Origin of the sequence: Huaxiibacter chinensis (assembly GCF_022171985.1) — a bacterium.
Taxonomy (GTDB): domain Bacteria; phylum Pseudomonadota; class Gammaproteobacteria; order Enterobacterales; family Enterobacteriaceae; genus Enterobacter; species Enterobacter chinensis_A.
The window spans coordinates 117,842-142,521 of the sequence record NZ_JAJVHF010000004.1; the positions used below are offsets into that span (position 1 = coordinate 117,842).

At 52.7% G+C, this 24,680-nt stretch carries 21 protein-coding genes and 2 tRNA genes; 20 read left to right on the forward strand and 3 right to left on the reverse strand.

The features are described from left to right. The 8 genes from LZP96_RS12305 (at position 1) to LZP96_RS12340 (ending at position 7,150) form a co-directional block, all read left to right on the forward strand. The gene (locus LZP96_RS12305; protein WP_258926036.1) at positions 1-921 is read left to right on the forward strand and encodes a hypothetical protein; all 921 of its coding nucleotides are present in this window, start codon (positions 1-3) and stop codon (positions 919-921) included. Continuing rightward, positions 906-1,640, forward strand: a complete 735-nt coding sequence (locus tag LZP96_RS12310) for a hypothetical protein (RefSeq protein ID WP_258926037.1) — start codon at positions 906-908, stop codon at positions 1,638-1,640. Before LZP96_RS12305 ends, LZP96_RS12310 begins: the two co-directional genes overlap by 16 nt. After that, complete coding sequence (locus LZP96_RS12315; protein ID WP_258926038.1) at positions 1,640-3,175, forward strand: ATPase, T2SS/T4P/T4SS family; 1,536 nt, start codon at positions 1,640-1,642, stop codon at positions 3,173-3,175. Before LZP96_RS12310 ends, LZP96_RS12315 begins: the two co-directional genes overlap by 1 nt. Continuing rightward, a complete protein-coding gene (locus LZP96_RS12320) occupies positions 3,159-4,187 on the forward strand; it encodes a type II secretion system F family protein (RefSeq protein ID WP_064327561.1) in 1,029 nt (342 codons plus the stop codon). Before LZP96_RS12315 ends, LZP96_RS12320 begins: the two co-directional genes overlap by 17 nt. Before the next feature lie 167 nt (positions 4,188-4,354). Further along, the gene (locus tag LZP96_RS12325; protein ID WP_064327560.1) at positions 4,355-5,191 is read left to right on the forward strand and encodes a prepilin peptidase; all 837 of its coding nucleotides are present in this window, start codon (positions 4,355-4,357) and stop codon (positions 5,189-5,191) included. Beyond that, positions 5,191-6,510 (forward strand): M23 family metallopeptidase, encoded by a 1,320-nt coding sequence (locus LZP96_RS12330; RefSeq protein ID WP_064327559.1) that lies wholly within the window; start codon positions 5,191-5,193, stop codon positions 6,508-6,510. The genes LZP96_RS12325 and LZP96_RS12330 overlap by 1 nt, the downstream gene beginning before the upstream one ends. A gap of 207 nt (positions 6,511-6,717) precedes the next feature. After that, positions 6,718-7,050, forward strand: coding sequence for a preprotein translocase subunit SecG (secG, locus tag LZP96_RS12335; protein WP_064327558.1), 333 nt, complete (start codon positions 6,718-6,720; stop codon positions 7,048-7,050). 13 nt (positions 7,051-7,063) lie between these two features. Further along, a tRNA-Leu gene (locus LZP96_RS12340) sits at positions 7,064-7,150 on the forward strand. Between the two features lie 147 nt (positions 7,151-7,297). On the opposite strand, the gene argG is transcribed toward LZP96_RS12340, so the two are convergent. Further along, positions 7,298-8,644 (reverse strand): argininosuccinate synthase, encoded by a 1,347-nt coding sequence (gene argG / locus LZP96_RS12345; protein ID WP_064327557.1) that lies wholly within the window; start codon positions 8,642-8,644, stop codon positions 7,298-7,300. Positions 8,645-8,930: 286 nt separating this feature from the next. Between argG and LZP96_RS12350 the strand changes: the two genes are divergently transcribed. The 12 genes from LZP96_RS12350 to mtr all read left to right on the forward strand — a co-directional run bounded on the left by LZP96_RS12350 (position 8,931) and on the right by mtr (position 22,608). Further along, positions 8,931-9,007, forward strand: a tRNA-Met gene (locus LZP96_RS12350). A 207-nt stretch (positions 9,008-9,214) separates the two neighbouring features. Next, positions 9,215-9,667 carry a ribosome maturation factor RimP gene (gene rimP / locus LZP96_RS12355; RefSeq protein WP_064328193.1) on the forward strand — a complete coding sequence of 151 codons (453 nt, stop codon included), beginning with the start codon at positions 9,215-9,217 and terminating at the stop codon, positions 9,665-9,667. Positions 9,668-9,695: 28 nt separating this feature from the next. Beyond that, a complete protein-coding gene (gene nusA, locus LZP96_RS12360) occupies positions 9,696-11,183 on the forward strand; it encodes a transcription termination factor NusA (protein WP_064327556.1) in 1,488 nt (495 codons plus the stop codon). 24 nt (positions 11,184-11,207) lie between these two features. Beyond that, positions 11,208-13,904, forward strand: coding sequence for a translation initiation factor IF-2 (infB, locus tag LZP96_RS12365; protein WP_064327555.1), 2,697 nt, complete (start codon positions 11,208-11,210; stop codon positions 13,902-13,904). A gap of 88 nt (positions 13,905-13,992) precedes the next feature. Continuing rightward, positions 13,993-14,397 carry a 30S ribosome-binding factor RbfA gene (gene rbfA / locus LZP96_RS12370; protein ID WP_064327554.1) on the forward strand — a complete coding sequence of 135 codons (405 nt, stop codon included), beginning with the start codon at positions 13,993-13,995 and terminating at the stop codon, positions 14,395-14,397. Then, complete coding sequence (gene truB / locus LZP96_RS12375; protein WP_064327553.1) at positions 14,397-15,341, forward strand: tRNA pseudouridine(55) synthase TruB; 945 nt, start codon at positions 14,397-14,399, stop codon at positions 15,339-15,341. Before rbfA ends, truB begins: the two co-directional genes overlap by 1 nt. A 150-nt stretch (positions 15,342-15,491) precedes the next feature. Further along, positions 15,492-15,761, forward strand: coding sequence for a 30S ribosomal protein S15 (gene rpsO / locus LZP96_RS12380; protein ID WP_003861789.1), 270 nt, complete (start codon positions 15,492-15,494; stop codon positions 15,759-15,761). Positions 15,762-16,003: 242 nt separating this feature from the next. Beyond that, positions 16,004-18,136, forward strand: a complete 2,133-nt coding sequence (pnp, locus tag LZP96_RS12385) for a polyribonucleotide nucleotidyltransferase (protein WP_064327552.1) — start codon at positions 16,004-16,006, stop codon at positions 18,134-18,136. Positions 18,137-18,245: 109 nt separating this feature from the next. Continuing rightward, the gene (gene nlpI, locus LZP96_RS12390; protein WP_064327551.1) at positions 18,246-19,130 is read left to right on the forward strand and encodes a lipoprotein NlpI; all 885 of its coding nucleotides are present in this window, start codon (positions 18,246-18,248) and stop codon (positions 19,128-19,130) included. 107 nt (positions 19,131-19,237) lie between these two features. After that, positions 19,238-19,318: a protein YrbN gene (gene yrbN, locus LZP96_RS12395; protein WP_157685377.1), complete on the forward strand. Its 81-nt coding sequence runs from the start codon at positions 19,238-19,240 to the stop codon at positions 19,316-19,318. Next, positions 19,311-21,221: a DEAD/DEAH family ATP-dependent RNA helicase gene (locus tag LZP96_RS12400; RefSeq protein WP_064327550.1), complete on the forward strand. Its 1,911-nt coding sequence runs from the start codon at positions 19,311-19,313 to the stop codon at positions 21,219-21,221. The genes yrbN and LZP96_RS12400 overlap by 8 nt, the downstream gene beginning before the upstream one ends. Before the next feature lie 142 nt (positions 21,222-21,363). Further along, positions 21,364-22,608, forward strand: coding sequence for a tryptophan permease (gene mtr, locus LZP96_RS12405; RefSeq protein ID WP_064327549.1), 1,245 nt, complete (start codon positions 21,364-21,366; stop codon positions 22,606-22,608). A gap of 46 nt (positions 22,609-22,654) precedes the next feature. On the opposite strand, the gene LZP96_RS12410 is transcribed toward mtr, so the two are convergent. Both LZP96_RS12410 and LZP96_RS12415 read right to left on the reverse strand, forming a co-directional pair. Next, the gene (locus tag LZP96_RS12410; RefSeq protein ID WP_064327548.1) at positions 22,655-23,662 is read right to left on the reverse strand and encodes a luciferase-like monooxygenase; all 1,008 of its coding nucleotides are present in this window, start codon (positions 23,660-23,662) and stop codon (positions 22,655-22,657) included. Positions 23,663-23,796: 134 nt separating this feature from the next. Continuing rightward, positions 23,797-24,675 (reverse strand): U32 family peptidase, encoded by an 879-nt coding sequence (locus LZP96_RS12415; RefSeq protein WP_064327547.1) that lies wholly within the window; start codon positions 24,673-24,675, stop codon positions 23,797-23,799. Positions 24,676-24,680: the final 5 nt, after the last annotated feature.

Genomic DNA, 24,680 nt, shown 5'->3' on the forward strand with positions numbered 1-24,680 from the left:
ATGCTTGAAGGAATGTATTTCTGGAAAGATAAGAACGGTGCGGTTTCAAAATTAAAACTGTTGCTGGTCCTTATTTTAACTTTAGTGCTCATCGGTGGAGGTGGTGCAGGCGGATGGTACTATTTCGTCACCTTGCCTGCCCAAAAAGCCCAGGAAGAAGCGATAGCCCGTCAACAGCAGGCTGCTAAAAAATTAAAAGACGATATTGACTCGGTGAATAAGTTTTATTCCAGTTCACTGGAAGGAGCGGATATTGACCAGGCAGTCATCGTGCTGAACGAACTCAAGAAAAGCGATGACCGTATTAGCATTGCGCCTCTGGACAGCAGAATGTTCAACTGCGATACAAAAAATTGTCGCTTTGAATACAAAATGTCACCGGGTGCGATCTGGGTATTACCTCATAAAGTTTTTTGGGGAAAAGACTATCAACCTACGATGCTGGTTAAAAAGAAAAAAGGTGGCGATAAGAAAAAAGGAGATTTTAGTTTCGATAAGATCGAGTCGAGGCTGAATAAAAACTCGCTTATCGAGGCCTATAAACATAAAAACCCGCTCCCGCTTTCCTCATGCAGCGACGTGGTGTCATATTTCGTCACGTATAACTCAATGGTGAAAGGGGTGGGTAAAGAAAGCAAAGCGAAAAAAGCCGGTGAGATTGTTATTAAAACAATGCCGAAAACGACGGTGGGTGAGCTTGAGTCACAGCTTTCAGGGAAAGTGAAGGCGTATGGCTTGATGGCCGGTAAGTGGGAGTTAGAACTTAAAAGTGATTCCTCCGCATTAGGCATAGACGATTTAACGAACCTACAGATCCTGCTTTATAAGCAGGCCTATCGTGATGCTTTCTTAGTGAAAAAAATTGAGTCGCAAGACAAGGGAATGAAAATTTCAGGAGATCTGGTATGCAAAAAAGGCTGAAATCAATCGTTGTGACAAGCGCATTGTCACTGGTGGTCAGTACCGCAACGGCAGCACCGACGACGGAATTGCCGCAAGCTCCGGAAAAGCGTGCGCAGTCAACAGCGAAAAGTCTCGTAAAGGCTAATAAAAAAGTCTCTGAAAAAGAGAACGTTGCTTCTGCTTCGGCAGAAACGGCTCCGCAAACACGTGCGGCTGCGCCGTCTGCCGCCAGCGAGCCCGCCCAAAACAGCGCGGAAATGAAGCCTAAGGCGGCAGTGGATGCTGCGGGCGAAACCGGCTCGCAAAACGTCGACGCAAAGCAGACCGCTGTCAGTAACACGGAACAGGTACAGAATCACCTCGCCCAAATGGCCGAAGATGATTTCGTCTACGAGCAGGAGCGCCGCAAACTCTCCCAGCAGGTTGAGCTTGAAAAACTGCAGAGCCAGATCCGCAAGCTGCGTGGCGAAGACAAAATGAAACCGGCACCGGTCGTATCCGCGCCGGTAGAAAAACCCGCAGACACCCCAAAAGACGCGCCACAAAGTGCGCCTCCGGTTGATATGCCACGCGTGGTGCTGGAAGCCAACATAGGCGGCGCGAACCGTGTCGCGGTCGCCAGCGGGGGGACATTACGCTATGTCCGTCCTGGTGAAACGTTCGCTATCGATGGCAACACCTATCAGCTTGCGAAGGATCGTAAGTCGGTAGTGATGTCTGAAGAAAAGGTACAGTAATGTTAGATTTTGTGCGAATTTCAGCCGACGACTTACTCGCTGGAAAATGGACTTACCTGGAATTCGACGGTATCGGCTTTACGGCAACCACCGAAGAGCGCGATTACCTGGTCGTGACATCGTTAAGCATCGACACTCTGTTTGAATTCCAGATTCAGGTGTCCAGACTGGTGTCTCAGCACAAGCGTCAGGTCGTTGGCCTGGCGCTTGTCGCCGAGGAGGATTACTACCGTATCGTTGAACATGTTTCACTGAAGCTTCTCAACGATGCCAATAAAAATATTGATATCACGGATACGCAGAAACGCCTGGCAGCCATCCTGCAGCGCGTGGTGAGTATGGGGGCCAGTGACTTACACATTACGCGTAATGACGTTTTAGCCCTGTTTGAGGCTCGTGTGAACGGCGTACTTATGCCGTTTATGCAGATCAAATCCCAGCAGTGCGACGAGCTGGTTTTCGTGCTCTATAACGTAGAGGCGACAACCCGTGATACCACCTGGAACCGTGCCATTCCGCAGAATGCGAACATCCTTTATAACCTGTCGGGCAAACCGTATCGCTTTCGCTATGCGCATTTCCCGATCTTTGGCGAAACGGCGGACTGCTACCATGCGGTGCTCCGTATCATTCCTTCAGGTCTGCAAAAGGGGAATATCGGTTCGCTGGAAAAAATAGGCGTATCACCAGAGGAAATTGTGGATCTGAAAAAAATCCTCAGTAATCCGTATGGCGCTTATGTGATCGCGGGAACCACAGGTTCGGGTAAATCCACCACGCTGAAAAACCTGATGGAATGGTTGCAAATCAACCGCTACGAGGATCGAGGCTGCTTCCTGACGGTTGAGGATCCTGTCGAATATCAAATCTATGGTGCCAAACAAAGTTCGGTAGTCGATGTTTCCGGCGGGGGATTCCACGCGGCGATCAAATCGGCTTTGCGACGCGACCCTGACGTCCTGATGGTGGGGGAGATACGAGACAATGTTTCCGCAAACGCGCTGGCGGGGGCGGTAGAGAGTGGTCACTACTGCTTTACCACGGTGCACGCAGGCAACATTGTGTCGCTCCTGCAACGTATGTCAGCCCTGGGTATCGGCAGTGATAAGCTCTCTACCCCTGGATTTGTGGCGGGTTTGCAGTGCCAAAAACTGGTCCCGGTACTGTGTGAAAACTGTAAAACCGAGATGGGTAAAAAGACCATTCTGGGCAAGGAGTTCACCCTTTATACGGCAGGTGAAGGTGGATGCGAGCAGTGTCGTCAAAGCGGTATCAAGGGACGTCAGCTGGCCATGGAGTATTTCCTGCCGACGTATGAAGAACTGGCGGCCATCTCACGTCAGGAGTGGCTCAACGTCTATACGTTGTGGCGTAAGAAACGTCATACCGCAAACGGATTGACCGAAGGTTTTGAAATTCGTGAAAAAGTGATGTCTCACGTGCTGAAAGGACGCATCGATGCTGCATGGTTCTCCATGGAATTTGGTGACATGGCTGAAGAAGATCTGGAGATGATCGTTGAAAAAATTCGGTAAAAAGCAGCGCCTGTATCTCTACCAGTTTTGTGCAGATATGATCGGCGCAGGGTTGCCGCTATTTGACTCCCTGCAAAAACTGCAGACGGAAGGGCGTGAGTTACTCGGCAGAGGCTTCAGTAACAAATTAGGCGAAGTGATCCTGCAGATGAAGCAGGAGGTATCGGTATCCGCCGTTTTCGCTGATGTGGTACCTAACTCCGAGCTGAGCGTGATAACCGCGGCGGAAAAAAGCGGTAGCCTGGCAGAAGGGTTTTTGACGCTGGTGGCGGTCATCAATTACAACGATGAGCTGCGCAAGAAAATCGTTGGTGCATTGGTTTTCCCGTTAATCATGATCACCCTGTCGCTGGTTGTGATTGCGGGTTATTCGCAAAAGGTGTTTCCGGCGTTTGCTTCCGTCGTGCCTGTCGAAAAGTGGCCCGGGGTAACGCAAAATCTTTATAACTTTGGGACCGCCCTCTACCAGGGGCTGTGGATAAAGATTCTGGTCGGTTTTGTGGCCTTTGTCTTTATTTCTAAATTTGCCATGGCCAACCTGAGCGGCAACTTGCGTGGTAAAGTTCTGGACAGAGTCCTGCCTTTCTCAACCTATAAGCAGCTGACCTCGTCGGTATTTCTGAATAACCTCGCCTTGATGCTGAGTAACGGAATACCCTTGACCGACTCCTTACACATTGTACGCCTGAATGCGAACCGCTGGCTCCGTTGGCATATTGATGTCATGAATGACAAAATGGCTCAGGGGATCCATTACAGTAAAGCATTATCAACAGGCTTACTTGGTAAAGAAGAACTACTGAATATTAGCTTGTATGCAGAATTACCTTCATTTAACGAGGTATTACGTTCGGTATCGGATCGTTCTCGGGACCATATTCAGGAATATATCAAGAAGCTGGCTGGATTATTAAAAAACCTGGCAACGGTTATCCTTGGGGGCTGCGTGGTGTGGGTCTTTATCGCGCTCTTTGCGTTGATGGATACATTATCCAAAACAGCGGGTGGCTAATATCACTCAAATGAATGTCAAGGAATTCTGCCGATAATATCATTGCGCAGAGATTATTGCTGCGCAGGGTAATAATCGGCAAAAATAGGCCATGTTCGGTACAACCCCGGTTATATCGATAAAGAGTCTTCTGATACTGTGCAAATTTATTTATAAGGAAATCAACAATGCGCCTGGAAGCGTTATTTGCGCCGTATTACCCGTGGCTGGCGTTAGGTTTGGGGCTTCTGATTGGTAGCTTCCTGAACGTCGTGATATATCGTTTACCCGTCATGCTGTTCCGCGAATCCGCGGATGACGAAACGTTAAAGACGTTGCCGGACGTCAATCTGTGGTGGCCGCCATCGCATTGCCCCATCTGCCAGACGAATATTAAGCCCTGGGACAACATCCCCGTGCTGAGCTGGCTTTTGCTGCGCGGGAAGTGCCGGTGCTGCAAATGCGCTATTCCCTTTCAATACCCCTTAAGCGAAGCGCTGATTGGGGTAGGGTATTTCCTGCTGGTTTTTTGCTATTACCCGCAATACAGCGTGCTGCAGATCGCTTTTTTCGCGCTCTTTTTTAGCGTGCTCTATACGCTGGCAATGATCGATTTAAAAACGTTTATTCTGCCGGATAGCCTGGTCTACCTGCTGCTGTGGGCGGGGTTGATTGCCTCGGTCAGAAACCTCATTCCGGTTTCACCCCGGGATTGTGTTATCGGAGCGGCGTTTATCTGGGCCTTTAGCTGGGTGATGGCAAGAGGATTTGCATGGATTACCCACAAGGAAGGTTTCGGCAACGGGGACGTCAAGCTCTTTGCAGCCTGTGCAGCCTGGGTGGGGAGTGAGAACATCGCCCACCTGATGCTGGGGTCTGCGGCGCTGGGGGCAGTGTTCTTTTTATTGCGCTGGCTGATGGCCCGACGCAGTAAAAGTCAGGAAACCGATGGCGGTTATATTCCCTTTGGCCCGGCCATCGCGATCGCTGCCGTCATTATTATGCACACGGAGGTGCTAAATTAATGTCTTTTTTGCTTTTGTCAGGCGTGCTGCTGACGCTGCATCCGACCTCGTCGGTGGGGGCAGAGTGCCTCTACCCCACGTTTCACCATTTTACTCAGGTGCTCCACGACCGGGAGACCTATCCTGATAATCTGGCGTTGCGCCCGTCCGCGAAAGCACAGTGCAGCGACGCGTTGCAGGGCATCGCGTATGCCGCCGCAAACGATTATGAGGCGTGGTTAGGACGCTACTTGCCGAAACCGTCTCATTTACGCCCTCTGGCGGTCTACATTCCGGGGCCGGACTACTGTTTTTCGCAGTATCTGATGCGTCGTATGTTGGCAAACTGGAATCATGCGACTGAACTGAACTATTCCGGTTCTATCTCCTGCGAGCATGCAATTACGGTGATCAGGCCACAAGCCGATCCGGTGACTGAAGAGGAAACAGAAGAGGTAGCATTCGATCCCGCACAGCTGAAGGTGGAAGCATCTTCTTTAAGTCATCCGGAAACGGACGACGCAACAACGGATACGGCAGCAGACGATGAAACCGTGCAAATGGACGGCGGGACGGCGGCGAGCAACGTCTTCTCGGTGATGAATGCCACTATCCCTACGAGTAGCGCACCGGCCCCTACCTGGAAACCGCTCTTAACGCAACAGGCGCAGGGACAGCATTTTATCTTCCCTCTGAAGGGCGAACCTTATGTGACATCGCCCTATGGCATGCGCTATCACCCCATCATTCACTCGTTTATGCGCCATGAAGGGGTTGATTTACGTGCCGCAACCAATAGCGACGTGTTGGCGATTGCGGATGGGATGGTGGTTGAGACAGGTTATGGCCCCGTGACCGGCATCTATATGACGCTGCGTCATGCGGATGGCTGGAGCAGCCGGTATCTCCATCTGAATAAAATGCTGTATGTAAAAAATCAGTTTGTGAAGAAGGGCGATATCATCGCGCTGTCCGGCAGTACGGGCCGTACCGATGGACCGCATCTCCATCTGGAAATCAGCCATGAACATCAGTTGCTGGACCCCATGACCTTACTTTTTGATCGTCTGGACCCTGAAGCGGGGCGGCGCGAGACCCACGCTGACAGCGTGGCGGCACCCGCTGTTGCACCTGAACCTGTTGATATGACCCCCACGATTGCGGTTGTCGCCGGTGAAGGGGAAACGCTGCAGTTTGGTGTTCGTATTGGGCGTAAAATGGCGATGTATTCGCCCCAGGAGATCGTTGAAACGGATGATGGCAACTGGCAGATCGTGAAAAAGTTCGGCAAATATAAACTTCAAAAAGTGCAAAGCAGTGATGTAAGCGCGAAAAAGTAACCATTATCGGCATCAGCGCATTGTTTTAAGGTGGGTTTTCATTTCATTTTGCTGATTTTTTCCGCAGTTGATACAATGCACTGAAAATGCCCTTGCGAAGGTGATTCGCTTTGGTTAGTATTCACACCCGCTTCAGTGGGAAACACAATTTCCTGCTAATTGGTCGAAGCATTGGTATGCGGCAAATCCGCAAGGAACAGGTTGATTATGTACGAAGCTCTTTTAGTTGTTTTCCTTATTGTAGCCATCGCTCTGGTAGCGCTGATCATGCTGCAGCAAGGTAAAGGCGCTGATATGGGAGCCTCCTTCGGAGCAGGCGCTTCCGGTACGCTGTTTGGTTCAAGTGGTTCTTCGAACTTCATGACCCGCTCAACGGCGATTCTGGCGACCTTGTTCTTCATCATCAGTCTGGCGCTGGGCAATATCAACAGCAACAAGACCAGCAAAGGAAGCGAGTGGGAAAATCTGAGTGCTCCGGCTAAAACTGAGCAGACTCAGCCAGCTGAACCGGCTAAGCCGACCAGCGATATCCCACACTAAGAGAAGTATCTGTACCGAGGTGGTGGAATTGGTAGACACGCTACCTTGAGGTGGTAGTGCCCTAACGGGCTTGTGGGTTCGAGTCCCATCCTCGGTACCAATATTCCAGAAAAAAGACGTCGCAAGACGTCTTTTTTTTCGTCTGTACTTTTTGTGATGTACAGGCCGGGAGGCACCGTGCTTTATGCCCGACAAAAGCGCATAAAAAAGGCGTCCATCGGACGCCTTATGCATTTCATCTCAGCGATTACTTCTTGTCGCTGTGCTCCAGGTTTTCAACCTGTGGCAGACCGTTACCGGTGCTTGCCGACAGTAAGCCATTCTCAACGTAGTTGAACAGCTTCTCGCGGGTATCGGTGATGTCCAGGTTACGCATGGTCAGCTGACCAATACGATCGTCCGGGGAGAACACCGACTCGCCTTTCTCCATGGTCAGACGCTCTGCTTTATAGGTCAGATTGTCAGACACGGTATTCAGAATGGAGTAGTCGTTACCACGACGCAGCTCCAGCGTCACTTCGCCGGTGATGGCGCTTGCCACCCAGCGCTGCAGCGCGTCACGCAGCATCAGTGCCTGCGGATCGAACCAGCGGCCCTGATACAGCAGTTTACCCAGCTGACGACCGTGAGAGTGATACTGCTCAATGGTGTCTTCATTATGAATACCGGTCAGCAGACGCTCGTAAGCGATATGCAGCAGCGCCATTCCCGGGGCTTCATAGATGCCACGGCTTTTCGCTTCGATGATACGGTTTTCAATCTGATCGCTCATTCCCAGGCCGTGACGTCCACCGATACGGTTTGCTTCCAGCATCAGTTCAACATCATCCGGGAAGGTTTGGCCGTTCAGCGCAACCGGGTGACCACGCTCGAAACGAACGGTGACTTCTTCTGCCGGAATGTTGACGCTTTCATCCCAGAACTTCACGCCCATGATTGGGTTAACGATCTTCACGCTGGAGTTCAGGAATTCCAGATCTTTTGCTTCGTGCGTCGCGCCCAGCATGTTGGAGTCGGTGGAGTACGCTTTTTCTACCGACATCTTGTAGTCAAAACCGCAGGCGATCATAAACTCGGACATTTCATGACGGCCGCCCAGCTCATCGATAAAATCGGTATCCAGCCACGGTTTGTAAATCTGCAATTCAGCATTGGTCAGCAGGCCATAACGATAGAAACGCTCGATATCGTTGCCTTTATAGGTGCTGCCGTCGCCCCAGATGTTCACGTTATCTTCTTTCATGGCGGCAACCAGCATGGTGCCGGTTACCGCACGGCCCAGCGGGGTCGTATTGAAATAGGTCAGGCCACCGGTCGTATTGTGGAAAGCGCCGCACTGAATGGCAGCGATGCCTTCAGCAACCAGCTGCTTACGGCAATCAATCAGACGTGCGTTCTCTGCACCATATTCCATGGCGCGACGAGGAATGGCATCGTAGTCTTCCTCATCTGGCTGACCGAGGTTCGCAGTATATGCATAAGGAACCGCTCCCTTTTGGCGCATCCACAGCAGTGCAGCGCTGGTATCGAGGCCGCCTGAAAAAGCGATGCCTATACGTTGTCCTACCGGAAGATGCTTGAGAATCGTCGTCATAAAATAAAACCCTGCTTGATGGACGGATGAGAGGCTGCTCTCGCTCTCTTTGCATGTTTATGCAAAATAAGTGAGTTTTCATTTAATCATCTTTTGTCGGTGACCGGAAGAGATTCGTGTCTTTTTTGTAAAAAATTCCTCTGGTTTGCCCTGGAGGATGCAGGGTTGACAGGCGGGGTTAACTATCAATATACTGAACGCCGATTTAACGTCCCGTCCTCGGTACCAAATCCCAGCATTATTTGCATTTTTTACCCAAAACGAGTAAAATTTGCCACGTTTCAGGCGCGGGGTGGAGCAGCCTGGTAGCTCGTCGGGCTCATAACCCGAAGGTCGTCGGTTCAAATCCGGCCCCCGCAACCACTTTCCCGTAAAGTTTTTTTTCAAATATACTGTGAAGACATAGAGGCTTCGTAGCTGGATTTGAAAAAATTCTTTCAGAAAGTGCTCCAGGCCGCAGTTGCGGCTATAGGGTTCAGTTATCTAAAGCCCCGATTTATCGGGGTTTTTTGTTATCTGACTACAGAATAACTGGGCTTTATGCCCTTTTTTTACGTCTTGGGGGTGGGCTTGTCCACATTAGACCAAAAATTAACAGAGATGATTAAAGCACCAGTCGAAGCACTGGGCTACGAACTGGTCGGCATCGAATTTATTCGCAGCCGCACATCCACGCTGCGCATCTACATTGATAGTGAAGATGGCATCAATGTTGATGATTGTGCTGATGTCAGCCACCAGGTAAGTGCGGTCCTTGATGTTGAAGACCCGATTACGGTTGCCTATAACCTGGAAGTTTCCTCGCCTGGTCTCGAACGACCTATGTTCACGGCAGAACACTACACGCGCTATACCGGTGAGGAAGTGGCTCTCGTTCTGCGCATGGCTGTGCAGAACCGCCGTAAATGGCAGGGTATTATCAAAGCCGTTGATGGTGAAATGATCACGGTGACAGTCGAAGGCAAAGATGAAGTGTTCGCGCTGAGTAATATCCAGAAGGCGAACCTGGTTCCCCACTTTTAACAGTCTGGATTGAGGTGAAAAGCCCGCGATGAACAAAGAAATTTTGGCTGTTGTTGAAGCCGTCTCCAATGAGAAATCACTGCCGCGCGAGAAGATTTTCGAAGCGCTGGAAAGTGCCCTGGCTACAGCAACCAAGAAAAAATACGAACAAGAAATTGACGTCCGCGTAGAAATCGATCGTAAGAGCGGTGATTTCGATACCTTCCGCCGTTGGGTCATCGTTGAAGAAGTGACTCAGCCAACGAAAGAGATCACTCTGGAAGCGGCGCGTTTCGAAGATGAAAGCTTTAATGTCGGCGAATACGTTGAAGACCAGATTGAATCTGTGACCTTCGACCGTATCACCACCCAAACGGCTAAGCAGGTTATCGTACAGAAAGTACGTGAAGCTGAGCGCGCTATGGTGGTTGATCAGTTCCGTTCGCACGAAGGTGAAATCATCACGGGTGTGGTGAAGAAAGTGAACCGCGACAACATTGCGCTTGATTTGGGTAACAATGCTGAAGCCGTTATCCTGCGCGAAGATATGTTGCCGCGTGAGAACTTCCGCCCGGGTGACCGTATCCGCGGTGTTCTCTACGCCGTGCGCCCAGAAGCGCGTGGTGCACAGCTGTTTGTGACCCGTTCTAAACCTGAAATGCTGATCGAACTGTTCCGCATTGAAGTGCCAGAAATTGGTGAAGAAGTTCTCGAGATTAAAGCTGCGGCCCGCGATCCGGGTTCTCGTGCGAAAATCGCGGTGAAAACCAATGACAAGCGTATCGATCCAGTAGGTGCTTGCGTCGGTATGCGCGGCGCGCGCGTTCAGGCGGTATCGACTGAACTCGGCGGCGAGCGTATTGATATCGTGCTTTGGGACGATAACCCAGCGCAGTTCGTGATCAATGCCATGGCGCCAGCGGATGTTGCGTCTATCGTTGTTGACGAAGACAAGCACACCATGGATATCGCCGTGGAAGCCGGTAACCTGGCGCAGGCGATTGGCCGTAACGGTCAGAACGTTCGCCTGGCCTCACAGCTGAGCGGCTGGGACCTCAACGTGATGACCGTTGACGACCTGCAGGCGAAGCACCAGGCTGAAGCCCATGCAGCGATCGATACCTTTACGAAATACCTGGATATTGACGAAGATTTCGCCACTGTTCTGGTAGAAGAAGGTTTCTCTACGCTGGAAGAACTGGCCTACGTGCCAATGAAAGAACTGCTGGAAATCGACGGCCTGGATGAAGCAACCGTTGAAGCCCTGCGTGAACGCGCTAAAAACGCACTGACCACCCTGGCACTGGCTCAGGAAGAAAGCCTTGGTGATAACAAGCCAGCTGACGACCTGCTAAATCTGGAAGGTCTTGATCGTGCGATTGCGTTCAAGCTGGCTGCCCGTGGTGTTTGTACGCTGGAAGATCTCGCTGAACAAGGCGTTGATGACCTGGCTGATATCGAAGGTTTAACCGACGAGAAAGCCGGCGAACTCATCATGGCCGCACGTAATATTTGCTGGTTCGGCGACGAAGCGTAATAAACTGTAGCAGGAAGGAACAGCATGACTGATGTAACTGTAAAATCACTGGCTGCTGAAATTCAGACCCCTGTGGACCGCCTGGTACAGCAATTTGCTGATGCAGGGATCCCGAAGTCTGCTGATGACTCAGTGACCGCGCAAGAAAAACAAACCTTGTTAGCGCACCTGAACCGTGAACACGGTTCTACGCCTGACAAGTTGACGCTGCAGCGCAAAACGCGTAGCACGTTAAACATTCCCGGTACCGGTGGAAAAAGTAAATCGGTACAAATCGAAGTCCGCAAGACACGCACCTTTGTAAAACGTGATCCGCAAGAGGCTGAACGCCTGGCCGCGGAAGAGCAGGCACAGCGTGAAGCGGAAGAACAAGCTCAGCGTGAGGCGGAAGCAACCGCTAAACGTGAGGCAGAATTAAAAGCTGAACGTGAGGCCGCAGAAAAAGCGAAACGCGACGCAAGTGAAAAAGCGAAGCGCGACGCCGCGGAAAAAGACAAAGTGAGCAATCAACAGACAGACGAAATGACCAAAACTGCCCAGACAGAAAAAGCCCGACGCGAAAATGAAGCTGCCGAGCTGAAGCGTAAAGCGGAAGAAGAAGCACGTCGTAAGCTTGAAGAAGATGCACGTCGTGTAGCGGAAGAAGCCCGTCGTATGGCTGAAGAAAATGCAGGCGTGTGGGCAGAACAAGAGAAAGCGAAGGGTGACGAAGATAAGAGCGATTATCACGTTACCACTTCTCAGCATGCTCGCCAGGCTGAAGACGAAAACGATCGCGAAGTAGAAGCGGGTCGTAGCCGTACGCGCACTGCAGCTAAAGCAGCGCGTCCTCAGAAGAAAGGCAACAAGCACGCTGAATCTAAAGCTGACCGTGAAGAAGCACGTGCAGCAGGTCGTGGTGGTAAAGGCGGCAAGCGTAAAGGTTCAACCCTGCAGCAGGGCTTCCAGAAGCCAGCGCAGGCCGTTAACCGTGACGTTGTGATCGGCGAAACCATCACCGTTGGCGAACTGGCTAACAAAATGGCTGTTAAAGGCTCTCAGGTCATCAAAGCGATGATGAAGCTGGGTGCGATGGCAACCATTAACCAGGTTATCGATCAGGAAACCGCGCAGCTGGTTGCTGAAGAGATGGGCCACAAAGTTATCCTGCGTCGTGAAAACGAGCTGGAAGAAGCGGTAATGAGCGACCGTGATACTGGCGCTGCGGCAGAAGCACGCGCACCGGTTGTGACCATCATGGGTCACGTTGACCACGGTAAAACCTCACTCCTCGACTACATTCGTTCTACGAAAGTGGCCTCCGGCGAAGCGGGTGGTATTACCCAGCATATCGGTGCTTACCACGTAGAAACCGAAAACGGCATGATCACCTTCCTGGATACCCCGGGCCACGCCGCGTTTACCTCTATGCGTGCTCGTGGTGCGCAGGCAACGGATATCGTTGTTCTGGTTGTCGCGGCGGACGATGGCGTGATGCCGCAGACGATTGAAGCAATCCAGCACGCGAAAGCGGCGCAGGTGCCAGTCGTTGTTGCGGTGAACAAAATCGATAAGCCTGAAGCGGACATGGATCGCGTTAAAAACGAACTGTCCCAGTACGGTGTGATGCCAGAAGAGTGGGGCGGTGAGTCTCAGTTCATCCCTGTGTCTGCGAAAGCGGGTACCGGTATTGATGACCTGCTGAACGCTATCCTGCTGCAGGCTGAAGTTCTGGAACTGAAAGCGGTTCGCAACGGTATGGCAAGCGGCGCAGTGATCGAATCCTTCCTGGATAAAGGTCGTGGCCCGGTTGCTACGGTGCTGGTCCGTGAAGGTACGCTGAACAAAGGCGACATCGTTCTGTGTGGCTTTGAATATGGCCGTGTTCGTGCGATGCGTAACGAACTGGGTCAGGAAGTTCTGGAAGCCGGTCCATCCATTCCAGTGGAAATCCTCGGTCTGTCAGGTGTGCCTGCTGCCGGTGATGAAGTGACCGTTGTGCGTGACGAGAAGAAAGCGCGTGAAGTTGCACTGTACCGTCAGGGCAAATTCCGTGAAGTTAAACTGGCTCGTCAGCAGAAATCCAAACTTGAAAACATGTTCGCGAACATGACCGACGGCGAAGTTCACGAAGTGAACGTCGTACTGAAAGCGGACGTTCAGGGTTCTGTTGAAGCGATTTCCGATTCCTTACTGAAACTGTCTACCGACGAAGTGAAAGTGAAGATCATCGGTTCTGGCGTAGGTGGTATCACCGAAACCGACGCAACCCTGGCTGCGGCTTCCAACGCCATTCTGGTTGGCTTTAACGTTCGTGCGGATGCCTCTGCACGTAAAGTTATTGATGCAGAAAGCCTGGATCTGCGTTACTACTCCGTCATCTACCATCTGATCGACGAAGTGAAAGCAGCGATGAGCGGCATGCTGTCTCCAGAACTGAAACAGCAGATCATTGGTCTGGCTGAAGTGCGTGACGTGTTCAAATCACCGAAATTCGGTGCGATCGCGGGCTGTATGGTCACTGAAGGCACGATTAAGCGTCATAACCCAATCCGCGTACTGCGTGACAACGTGGTTATCTATGAAGGCGAGCTGGAATCCCTGCGCCGCTTCAAAGATGACGTTAACGAAGTCCGTAACGGCATGGAATGTGGTATCGGTGTTAAGAACTACAACGACGTTCGCGTTGGCGATATGATCGAAGTATTCGAGATCATCGAAATCCAGCGTTCAATCGCTTAATCTTCGATGTAGGCCGGGTTAGCAAAGCGCCACCCGGCAATTATTCTTAAAGGGGCTTATTGCCCCTTTTTTGTCTGGAGAATTTATTATGGCGAAAGAATTTGGTCGCCCACAGCGCGTAGGGCAGGAGATGCAGAAAGAAATCGCTCTCATTCTGCAGCGCGAAATCAAAGACCCGCGTTTGGGTATGATGACGACCGTATCGGGCGTTGAAATGTCGCGTGACCTGGCGTATGCCAAAGTGTTCGTGACGTTCCTGAACGACCAGGACGAAGCGGCGGTTAAAAACGGTATCAAAGCGTTGCAGGAAGCGTCTGGTTTCATCCGCTCTCTGCTCGGTAAAGCGATGCGTCTGCGTATCGTGCCAGAGCTGACCTTCTTCTACGATAACTCGCTGGTTGAAGGGATGCGCATGTCCAATCTGGTGACCAGCGTGGTGAAACATGACGATGAACGTCGTGTGAACCCGGCGGATGACAGCAAGGAGGACTGATGAGTCGTCCTCGTCGTCGCGGTCGCGACGTGCACGGTGTGCTGTTGCTGGACAAACCTCAGGGGGCCTCCAGCAACGACGTGCTGCAAAAGGTAAAGCGTCTCTACAACGCTAACCGCGCCGGGCACACGGGCGCGCTGGATCCGCTGGCAACCGGCATGCTGCCTGTTTGCCTCGGTGAAGCCACCAAGTTTTCGCAGTACTTGCTCGACTCTGATAAACGCTATCGCGTGATCGCAAAACTGGGCCAACGCACGGACACCTCCGATGCGGATGGTCAGATTGTCGAAGAACGCCCGGTGAATTTCAGCAGCGAACAGCTGGATGCCGCCCTGGAAAGCTTCCGGGGCGATATCGAACAAATTCCTTCGATGTACTCCGCGCTGAAGTATCAGGGGAAAAAGCTTTACGAATATGCGCGCCAGGGCATTGACGTCCCGCGTGAAGCTCGCCCGATTACCGTGTATGAATTGCTGTTTATTCGTCACGAAGGGGATGAGCTTGAGCTGGAAGTGCACTGCTCGAAAGGCACCTATATTCGGACCATCATCGACGATCTGGGTGAAAAACTCGGCTGCGGTGCGCATGTGATTTACCTGCGTCGCCTGGCCGTGAGTAAGTATCCCGTTGAGCGTATGGTCACGCTTGACCATCTCCGTGGGCTGGTTGAGCAGGCAGAAGAGCAGGGCGTTGATCCGGCTGACCTGTTAGACCCGCTCCTGATGCCGATGGACAGCCCGGCCTCGGATTTCCCGGTGGTCAACTTACCGCTGACCTCCTCCGTTTACTTTAAAAACGGCAACCCCGTGCGCACGAATAATGCGCCGCATACGGGGCTGGTGCGCGTGACGGAAGGCGAAGAAAACAAATTCATCGGTATGGGTGAAATGGACGATGAAGGCCGCGTTGCCCCACGTCGTCTGGTGGTAGAATATCCGTTATAAGAATTTTACGTGCCTTGCGATAAGCAGGGGAGACGGGTAGAATATCGCCGCTTAACGCCAGGTAAATTGTTTAACAACTTGCCGGGCGTACACTGGGATTGCTGAATTAGAGATCGGCATCCTTACATTCTTTATTTTTTGGAGTTCATCATGTCTCTAAGCGTTGAAGCTAAAGCTAAAATCGTTTCCGAGTTCGGTCGTGGTACTAACGACAGCGGTTCTACCGAAGTTCAGGTTGCACTGCTGACTGCACAGATTAACCACCTGCAGGGTCACTTTGCAGAGCACAAAAAAGATCACCACAGCCGTCGTGGTCTGCTGCGTATGGTTTCTCAGCGTCGTAAACTGCTCGACTACCTGAAACGTAAAGATGTTGCACGCTACACCGCGCTGATCGAGCGTCTGGGTCTGCGTCGCTAAGTCTTGCGAGTTTCAGAAAAAGGGGCCTGATGGCCCCTTTTTTCAACCAGACGGCAGCAATTCACTGGAAACTATTGTATTGTTGCTATAAATGATCTTCATTGCAGAGGTTCGCGCGGCTAATGAGAGGCTTCACCCATGGGGGTGTCGGTTGTCATTAGTCGCGAGGATGCGAAGAAGGTCCGGTTAAATCGACAGCACACCGTGGGTGTGCTGTCATTCATTTAAGAAAGGACAGAATTTTGCTGAATCCGATCGTTCGTAAATTCCAGTATGGTCAGCATACCGTCACCCTGGAAACCGGCATGATGGCGCGTCAGGCGACCGCTGCCGTAATGGTAAGCATGGATGACACCGCCGTATTCGTGACCGTTGTTGGCCAGAAGAAAGCTAAACCAGGTCAGGACTTCTTCCCGCTGACCGTCAACTACCAGGAGCGTACTTACGCTGCCGGTAAAATCCCGGGTGGCTTCTTCCGTCGTGAAGGCCGTCCAAGCGAAGGCGAAACCCTGATTGCGCGTCTGATTGACCGCCCGGTTCGTCCGCTGTTCCCGGAAGGCTTCGTCAACGAAGTTCAGGTTATCGCGACCGTTGTTTCCGTTAACCCACAGGTTAACCCGGACATCGTGGCAATGATCGGCGCATCTGCTGCGCTGTCTCTGTCTGGTATTCCGTTCAACGGTCCTATCGGTTCTGCTCGTGTTGGCTACATTAACGACCAGTACGTTCTGAACCCAACGCAGGATGAGCTCAAAGAGAGCAAGCTGGACCTGGTTGTTGCCGGTACCGAAGCCGCCGTTCTGATGGTTGAATCCGAAGCAGAACTGCTGAGCGAAGACCAGATGCTGGGCGCTGTGGTCTTTGGCCATGAGCAGCAGCAGGTTGTTATCCAGAACATCAAAGATCTGGTTAACGAAGCGGGTAAACCACGCTGGGACTGGCAGCCTGAAGCCGTAAACGAAGCGCTGAACGCGCGCGTTGCTGCCCTGGCTGAAGCACGTCTGAGCGATGCTTACCGCATCACCGACAAGCAAGAACGTTACGCACAGATTGACGCAATCAAATCTGAAACCATCGCAACGCTGGTAGCAGAAGACGAGTCTCTGGACGCGAACGAACTGAGCGAAATCCTGCACGCTATCGAGAAAAATGCTGTTCGTAGCCGCGTTCTGGCAGGCGAGCCGCGTATCGATGGCCGTGAAAAAGACATGATCCGTGGTCTGGATGTGCGTACTGGCGTTCTGCCACGTACTCACGGCTCTGCACTGTTCACCCGTGGCGAAACGCAGGCGCTGGTTACCGCGACCCTGGGTACCGCACGTGATGCGCAGAACATTGACGAACTGATGGGCGATCGCACCGACAGCTTCCTGTTCCACTATAACTTCCCTCCGTACTCCGTAGGTGAAACCGGTATGGTTGGCTCGCCTAAGCGTCGTGAAATTGGTCACGGTCGTCTGGCGAAGCGTGGCGTACTGGCAGTGATGCCGGAAGCAGACAAATTCCCGTACACCGTTCGTGTGGTGTCTGAAATCACCGAATCCAACGGTTCTTCTTCAATGGCTTCCGTGTGTGGCGCATCTCTGGCGCTGATGGATGCAGGCGTGCCGATCAAAGCCGCCGTTGCGGGTATCGCAATGGGTCTGGTGAAAGAAGGCGACAACTATGTTGTACTGTCTGACATTCTGGGCGACGAAGATCACCTGGGCGATATGGACTTCAAAGTAGCGGGTTCCCGCGAAGGTATCTCTGCGCTGCAGATGGATATCAAAATTGAAGGTATCACCAAAGAGATCATGCAGGTTGCGCTGAACCAGGCTAAAGGTGCACGTCTGCACATCCTGGGCGTGATGGAACAGGCGATTAACGCGCCACGTGGCGACATTTCTCAGTTCGCTCCACGTATCCACACCATTAAGATCAGCCCGGACAAAATCAAAGACGTTATCGGTAAAGGCGGTTCTGTTATCCGTGCTCTGACCGAAGAAACCGGCACAACCATCGAAATCGAAGATGACGGTACTGTGAAGATCGCAGCGACCGACGGCGAAAAAGCGAAATTCGCGATTCGTCGTATCGAAGAGATCACCGCAGAAATCGAAGTAGGCCGTATCTACAGCGGTAAAGTGACCCGTATCGTTGACTTTGGCGCATTCGTTGCCATCGGTGGCGGTAAAGAAGGTCTGGTTCACATCTCTCAGATCGCTGACAAGCGCGTTGAGAAAGTGACCGATTACCTGCAGATGGGTCAGGAAGTTCCGGTTAAAGTTCTGGAAGTTGACCGCCAGGGCCGCATCCGTCTGAGCATTAAAGAAGCCACCGAGCAGTCTCCTGCCGCAGCGCCAGAAGCGCCAGCTGCAGAACAAGGCGAGTAAGGTAGCGATTTGCCCTCCGCGTTAGCGGGGGGCTTATTATCAGGCAGGACGCCTTGTTAAGCCGCCGGGGGACAGGACGTCATCCAACAGTTGTCTTCGGGAGTAGGAAATGAAGCCTTTTTTGCGCTGGTGTTTCGTTGCGACAGCTTTAACGCTGGCAGGATGCAGCAACTCTGCCTGGCGTAAGAGCGAAGTCCTCGCAGTGCCATTGCAACCGACTTTGCAACAGGAAGTGATCCTGGCACGCATGGAACAAATACTTGCCAGTCGGGCTTTAACCGATGATGAACGCGCACAGCTTTTATATGAGCGCGGAGTGTTGTATGATAGTCTCGGTCTGAGGGCATTAGCGCGAAATGATTTTTCACAAGCGCTGGCAATTCGACCTGATATGCCTGAAGTATTCAATTACTTAGGCATATACTTAACGCAGGCAGGCAATTTTGATGCTGCCTATGAAGCGTTTGATTCTGTACTTGAGCTTGATCCAACTTACAACTACGCGCACTTGAATCGCGGTATCGCATTGTATTACGGCGGTCGTGACAAGTTAGCGCAAGATGATCTGCTGGCGTTTTATCAAGACGATCCTAATGATCCTTTCCGTGTCCTGTGGCTTTACATCGTTGAGCAGAAGCTCAATGAGAAGCAGGCAAAAGAAGCGCTGAAGCAGCGTTTCGAAAAATCGGACAAGGAGCAGTGGGGATGGAACATTGTCGAGTTCTACCTGGGGAACATTAGCGAAGCTACGCTGATGGAACGCCTCAAGGCGAACGCAACGGATAACACCTCGCTCGCTGAGCATCTCAGTGAAACCAACTTCTATTTAGGTAAGTACTACCTAAGTCTGGGGGATATGGACAGCGCTACGGCACTGTTCAAATTAGCGGTTGCTAACAACGTACACAACTTCGTTGAGCACCGTTATGCATTGTTGGAATTATCGCTCTTGGGCCAGGAGCAAGATGACCTGGCAGAATCGGACCAGCAATAGCTGACGACATACACATCAGCCCGTAATCTTTTGATTGCCATCACCTTAACTGGTGAGGGCGTTGTTGTTCGTCAATACACCTACTTTGAGCCGGTTCACACTTTTCAATGAAAATTGCTAATTATTTTCACGACGAGTTATGTAGACTGGCCGCCATTAATATCGAGGCACTTGTACTACATGGCTGAATTCGAAACCACTTTTGCAGATCTGGGCCTGAAGGCTCCCATCCTTGAAGCCCTTACCGATCTGGGTTACGAAAAACCATCTCCGATCCAGGCAGAATGTATCCCACATCTGTTGTCTGGTCGTGACGTGCTGGGCATGGCCCAGACTGGTAGCGGCAAAACCGCAGCGTTCTCGCTGCCGCTGCTGCACAACATCGATCCGGAACTGCGTGCACCGCAGATCCTCGTATTGGCTCCGACCCGTGAACTCGCTGTTCAGGTGGCGGAAGCAATGACTGAATTCTCTAAACACATGCGCGGCGTGAACGTGGTAGCCCTTTACGGCGGCCAGCGTTATGACGTGCAGTTACGTGCCCTGCGTCAGGGTCCACAGATTGTTGTCGGTACGCCGGGCCGTCTGTTGGATCACCTGAAGCGCGGTACCCTGGACCTCTCTAAACTGAGCGGTCTGGTGCTGGATGAAGCTGACGAAATGCTCCGCATGGGCTTCATCGAAGACGTAGAAACAATTATGGCGCAGATCCCGGAAGGTCATCAGACCGCTCTGTTCTCTGCAACAATGCCAGAAGCGATCCGTCGTATTACCCGTCGTTTCATGAAGGATCCGCAGGAAGTGCGTATCCAGTCCAGCGTAACCACTCGCCCGGACATCAGCCAGAGCTACTGGTCTGTGTACGGTATGCGTAAAAACGAAGCGCTGGTTCGTTTCCTGGAATCAGAAGATTTTGATGCGGCGATTATCTTCGTTCGTACCAAAAACGCGACCCTGGAAGTGGCTGAAGCCCTGGAACGTAGCGGCTATAACAGTGCTGCGCTGAACGGTGACATGAACCAGTCCCTGCGTGAGCAGACTCTGGAGCGTCTGAAAGACGGTCGTCTGGATATCCTGATTGCAACAGACGTTGCGGCACGTGGTCTGGACGTTGAGCGTATTAGCCTGGTGGTTAACTACGACATCCCGATGGACTCTGAATCTTACGTTCACCGTATCGGCCGTACCGGTCGTGCAGGTCGTGCGGGCCGTGCGCTGCTGTTCGTTGAGAACCGCGAGCGTCGTCTGCTGCGTAACATTGAACGCACCATGAAGCTGACCATTCCAGAAGTAGAACTGCCTAACGCAGAACTGCTGGGCAAACGCCGCCTGGAGAAATTCGCCGCTAAAGTTCAGCAGCAGCTGGAAAGCAGCGATCTGGATCAGTACCGTGCGCTGCTGGCAAAAATTCAGCCATCTTCTGAAGATGAGCTGGATATCGAAACGCTGGCTGCGGCTCTGCTGAAGATGGCACAGGGCGAACGTGCTCTGATCGTGCCACCTGATGCACCGATGCGTCCTAAACGTGAATTCCGCGATCGTGACGATCGTGGTGACCGTCGCGGTGACCGTCCTGAGCGTGGCCCACGTGGCGACCGTCCAGAGCGCGGTGGTGAAGACCGTCCACGTCGTGAGCGTCGTGACGCAGGCGATATGGAACTGTACCGTATTGAAGTGGGCCGTGATGATGGCGTTGAAGTTCGTCATATCGTGGGTGCCATTGCGAACGAAGGTGATATCAGCAGCCGTTACATCGGTAACATCAAGCTGTTCGGTACTCACTCCACCATCGAATTGCCAAAAGGCATGCCGGGTGAAGTTCTGCAGCACTTTACGCGTACCCGCATCCTGAACAAGCCGATGAACATGCAGCTGATGGGTGATGCACAGCCACGTCCAGAACGTCGTGGTGGCGATCGTCCAGCGGGTGAGCGTCGTAGCTTCGGTGGCGGTGAACGTCGTGAAGGCGGTCGTGGTCCTCGTCGTGATGGCGCAGCGCCAGCAGGCGGTGCAGGTCGCTTCAGCGGTGAACGCCGTGAAAACCGCGGTCCACGTCGTGAAGAAGGTCCTGTTCGTCGTCGTGACGCATAAGCCTTACGCTAACGCCGTAAAGTAATAATTACAGCCCCGATATCACTATCGGGGCTTTTTTTATTCCCTTTGTACTCTTGTACTGGTACAGTGCGACAGCATAAAATCTGCTTGCACTATTATTCACTGGAGAAAAGGCTGTATGGCGACACTTACCACCACCCAAACATCACCCTCGCTGCTCGGCGGCGTGGTGATCATCGGCGGCACAATAATTGGCGCAGGCATGTTTTCGCTGCCCGTTGTGATGTCCGGTGCGTGGTTCTTCTGGTCGCTGGCGGCACTGGTGTTTACCTGGTTCTGTATGCTGCATTCGGGATTAATGATCCTGGAAGCTAACCTTAACTACCGCATCGGGTCGAGCTTCGACACCATCACTAAAGATTTGCTCGGCAAGGGCTGGAATCTGGTCAACGGACTCTCAATTGCCTTTGTGCTCTACATTCTCACCTACGCCTATATCTCTGCCAGCGGGTCGATTTTGCACCATACCTTTGCCGGGATGTCGCTAAACGTGCCGGCCCGTCTGGCTGGATTATGCTTTGCGCTGGGGGTGGCCTTCATCGTCTGGATGAGCACCAAAGCCGTCAGCCGGATGACTGCGATTGTACTGGGTGCAAAGGTCATCACCTTCTTCCTGACCTTTGGCAGCCTGCTGGGGCACGTAACGCCTGCCACCTTGTTTAACGTGGCCGAAAGCAACGCGTCCTATTCACCGTATCTGCTCATGACCCTGCCGTTCTGTCTGGCCTCGTTTGGCTATCACGGTAACGTGCCGAGCCTGATGAAGTATTACGGTAAGGACCCTCGCACCATTATCCGCTGCCTGGTATATGGCACGCTGCTGGCGCTGGCGCTGTATGTGATTTGGTTGCTGGGGACCATGGGTAACATTCCGCGTCCGGAATTTATAGGTATTGCCCAGAAGGGCGGCAACATTGACGTGCTGGTACAGACGCTTAGCGGCGTGCTGAACAGCCGCAGTCTGGATTTACTGCTGGTCGTCTTCTCTAACTTCGCGGTGGCCAGTTCATTCCTGGGCGTAACGCTGGGCCTGTTTGACTATCTGGCCGATCTGTTTGGGTTTGATGACTCAGCGATGGGGCGCTTCAAAACGGCGCTGCTGACCTTCCTGCCGCCGGTTATCGGTGGCCTGCTGTGGCCGAACGGTTTCCTCTACGCCATTGGCTATGCCGGGCTTGCCGCAACCATCTGGGCGGCGATTGTTCCGGCGCTGCTGGCACGCAAATCACGTAAACGCTTTGGTAGCCCGAAATTCCGCGTCTGGGGCGGTAAGCCGATGATTGCGCTGATTCTGGTGTTCGGTGTGGGTAACGCGCTGGTCCACGTCCTGTCGAGCTTTAATCTGTTACCTGTCTATCAGTAACCTGTCTCGACCCCCTCTCCCTGCGGGAGAGGGGGGACTTATCGCATTACCCTAACAGCTCTTCTTTCACCTGCATCGCCAAATCAAACGAATGCAAACGCGCCTGATGATCGAAAATCTGGCCGTTAACCATGATCTCATCGGCTTGCGTTTCGCGCAGAACCGCTTCCAGGCCGTGGCGCACCTTGGCTTTATCGCCCACCAGCGACATACGTAACGCCTGCTGGACGCCGTACTGCTCTGATGCAGACCATAGCTGATGCATATTCTCAACCGGCGGCGGTAACTGCCCGGTTTCACCCCGGCGCAGCTTCATAAAGGCCTGTTGCATGGAGGTGAATAAAAATTCTGCGTCGCGAACGCTGTCGGCGGCGACGATGTTGATACACACCATGGCATAAGGTTTTTCCAGGCGCTCGGAAGGCTGGAAGTGAGTGCGATACAGATGGAGCGCCTGATGCAACATGTCCGGCGCAAAGTGCGAAGCAAAGGCAAACGGCAACCCAAGCTGTGCCGCGAGTTGCGCGCCGTACAGGCTTGAACCCAGCAGCCAGACCGGGATTTTTTCGCCGTAGCCCGGCACCGGGCGCACCTGCGGATTCGGATCGCGCGCATCAAACCAGTCGACCAGCTCCGCCACATCGCGTGGGAAATTATCCACGTCACCGCTCATGTGGCGACGCAGCGCGCGCATGGTCGGTTGATCGCTTCCGGGGGCACGGCCAAGACCTAAATCAATGCGTCCCGGGTAGAGCGTATTCAGCGTGCCAAACTGCTCGGCAATCACCAGTGGGGAGTGGTTAGGCAGCATCACGCCGCCGGAGCCGAGGTGCAGCGTCGTGGTATTTGCCGCAAGGTAACCCAGCAGCACAGAGGTGGCTGCGCTGGCGATGCCGACCATGTTGTGGTGTTCAGCCAGCCAGTAGCGCTGATAGCCCCGTTTTTCAGCGAGGCGGGCGAGATCCAGAGAGTGCGAGAACGCTTCTCTGGCGGACGATCCTTCGGGGATCGGTGCCAGGTCCAGCACCGAAAACGGAATGGTTTTCTCAGTCATAACAGCTCACTTTGTCGACGGCTAATCATTTAATAGTGTATTAAAAATGAGTAACCGTTGTTAACAAAGTGAGCTTTATACTGCCCATCCTTCAGGCCGTCTCCTTAAAACCGCCTGAAAGCGTGAAAGGCAACTTACGCCTGCAACGTCAGACCCGCTACGCGTTTCCAGTAACCATTGCAGTCGCTGTGGGGCAATAGCGGTAAAGGGGCGTCTCCCTTTTCGTTGGCGCGGAAGGCGTCCAGCATGCCGAATACCCCGGTATCCAGCGGTGACAGGCGCACCATGTCCACCAGACCTTCCATTGAGGTTAACTCGTTGCCCAGGTTGTAGACATAGCCGCTCATGGTCTGAATGCCGTTCAGCACAAAGACTTGCTGATTTTCCTGTGACAGCATGTTGCGCCCATTGGGATACTTTATGCAGCACGTCTCACATTCGTCTTTCGGGCGATCTTCCGAACGTGCGGTAAAGCAGCGAGCGGAGTAGGCCAGCGGCAGGTGCCCATAGCTCAACACTTCCACCTCAAACCGATCGCGGATACCCAGTTCGTCACACTGGGTCAGCAGGTTCGCCAGCCAGTCACGTGAGAGCTCGACGGGCATACACCAGCGCGTCATTCCCTGTTTTAGCAGCAGGCGCAGCGTCACCGCGTTATAGCAGTTCAGCGCATGGCCCGCGACAAACGGCAGCTTGCGTTCGGCACACATGTTCACCACGCCCAGATCGCTGGCTTCGATAAGAAACTCGCCGTTCTCAACGTAACGCTTCAGTTCGCCCAGCTCAGAAGATGCCTGCACCAGCGCCAGCGTGGACAGGACCACCTGCTTCCCGCTGCCGGCCAGGCTTTTAGCCATCTCCAGCCAGTCGCCCACTTTCGTGGCGCGGCGTTTACTGCACACGGTTTCGCCAAGATAAATGACGTCGGCACTGCTCGTGGCAGCCTGCTGGTAAAAATCTTCCAGCGTCTCTTTTGGCCAATAGTAGAGCACTGGCCCTAAGGAATATTTCATCGATT

What these genes read in the sequence shown, in the direction of transcription:
- LZP96_RS12305 (WP_258926036.1), top strand. Translation starts at nt 1, where the DNA reads ATGCTTGAAGGAATGTATTTCTGGAAAGATAAGAACGGTGCGGTTTCA.
- truB (WP_064327553.1), top strand. Translation starts at nt 14,397, where the DNA reads ATGAGTCGTCCTCGTCGTCGCGGTCGCGACGTGCACGGTGTGCTGTTG.
- LZP96_RS12325 (WP_064327560.1), top strand. Translation starts at nt 4,355, where the DNA reads ATGCGCCTGGAAGCGTTATTTGCGCCGTATTACCCGTGGCTGGCGTTA.
- rbfA (WP_064327554.1), top strand. Translation starts at nt 13,993, where the DNA reads ATGGCGAAAGAATTTGGTCGCCCACAGCGCGTAGGGCAGGAGATGCAG.
- nusA (WP_064327556.1), top strand. Translation starts at nt 9,696, where the DNA reads ATGAACAAAGAAATTTTGGCTGTTGTTGAAGCCGTCTCCAATGAGAAA.
- LZP96_RS12330 (WP_064327559.1), top strand. Translation starts at nt 5,191, where the DNA reads ATGTCTTTTTTGCTTTTGTCAGGCGTGCTGCTGACGCTGCATCCGACC.
- secG (WP_064327558.1), top strand. Translation starts at nt 6,718, where the DNA reads ATGTACGAAGCTCTTTTAGTTGTTTTCCTTATTGTAGCCATCGCTCTG.
- LZP96_RS12315 (WP_258926038.1), top strand. Translation starts at nt 1,640, where the DNA reads ATGTTAGATTTTGTGCGAATTTCAGCCGACGACTTACTCGCTGGAAAA.
- argG (WP_064327557.1), bottom strand. Translation starts at nt 8,644, where the DNA reads ATGACGACGATTCTCAAGCATCTTCCGGTAGGACAACGTATAGGCATC.
- LZP96_RS12310 (WP_258926037.1), top strand. Translation starts at nt 906, where the DNA reads ATGCAAAAAAGGCTGAAATCAATCGTTGTGACAAGCGCATTGTCACTG.
- infB (WP_064327555.1), top strand. Translation starts at nt 11,208, where the DNA reads ATGACTGATGTAACTGTAAAATCACTGGCTGCTGAAATTCAGACCCCT.
- LZP96_RS12410 (WP_064327548.1), bottom strand. Translation starts at nt 23,662, where the DNA reads ATGACTGAGAAAACCATTCCGTTTTCGGTGCTGGACCTGGCACCGATC.
- LZP96_RS12400 (WP_064327550.1), top strand. Translation starts at nt 19,311, where the DNA reads ATGGCTGAATTCGAAACCACTTTTGCAGATCTGGGCCTGAAGGCTCCC.
- LZP96_RS12415 (WP_064327547.1), bottom strand. Translation starts at nt 24,675, where the DNA reads ATGAAATATTCCTTAGGGCCAGTGCTCTACTATTGGCCAAAAGAGACG.
- mtr (WP_064327549.1), top strand. Translation starts at nt 21,364, where the DNA reads ATGGCGACACTTACCACCACCCAAACATCACCCTCGCTGCTCGGCGGC.
- rpsO (WP_003861789.1), top strand. Translation starts at nt 15,492, where the DNA reads ATGTCTCTAAGCGTTGAAGCTAAAGCTAAAATCGTTTCCGAGTTCGGT.
- yrbN (WP_157685377.1), top strand. Translation starts at nt 19,238, where the DNA reads ATGAAAATTGCTAATTATTTTCACGACGAGTTATGTAGACTGGCCGCC.
- nlpI (WP_064327551.1), top strand. Translation starts at nt 18,246, where the DNA reads ATGAAGCCTTTTTTGCGCTGGTGTTTCGTTGCGACAGCTTTAACGCTG.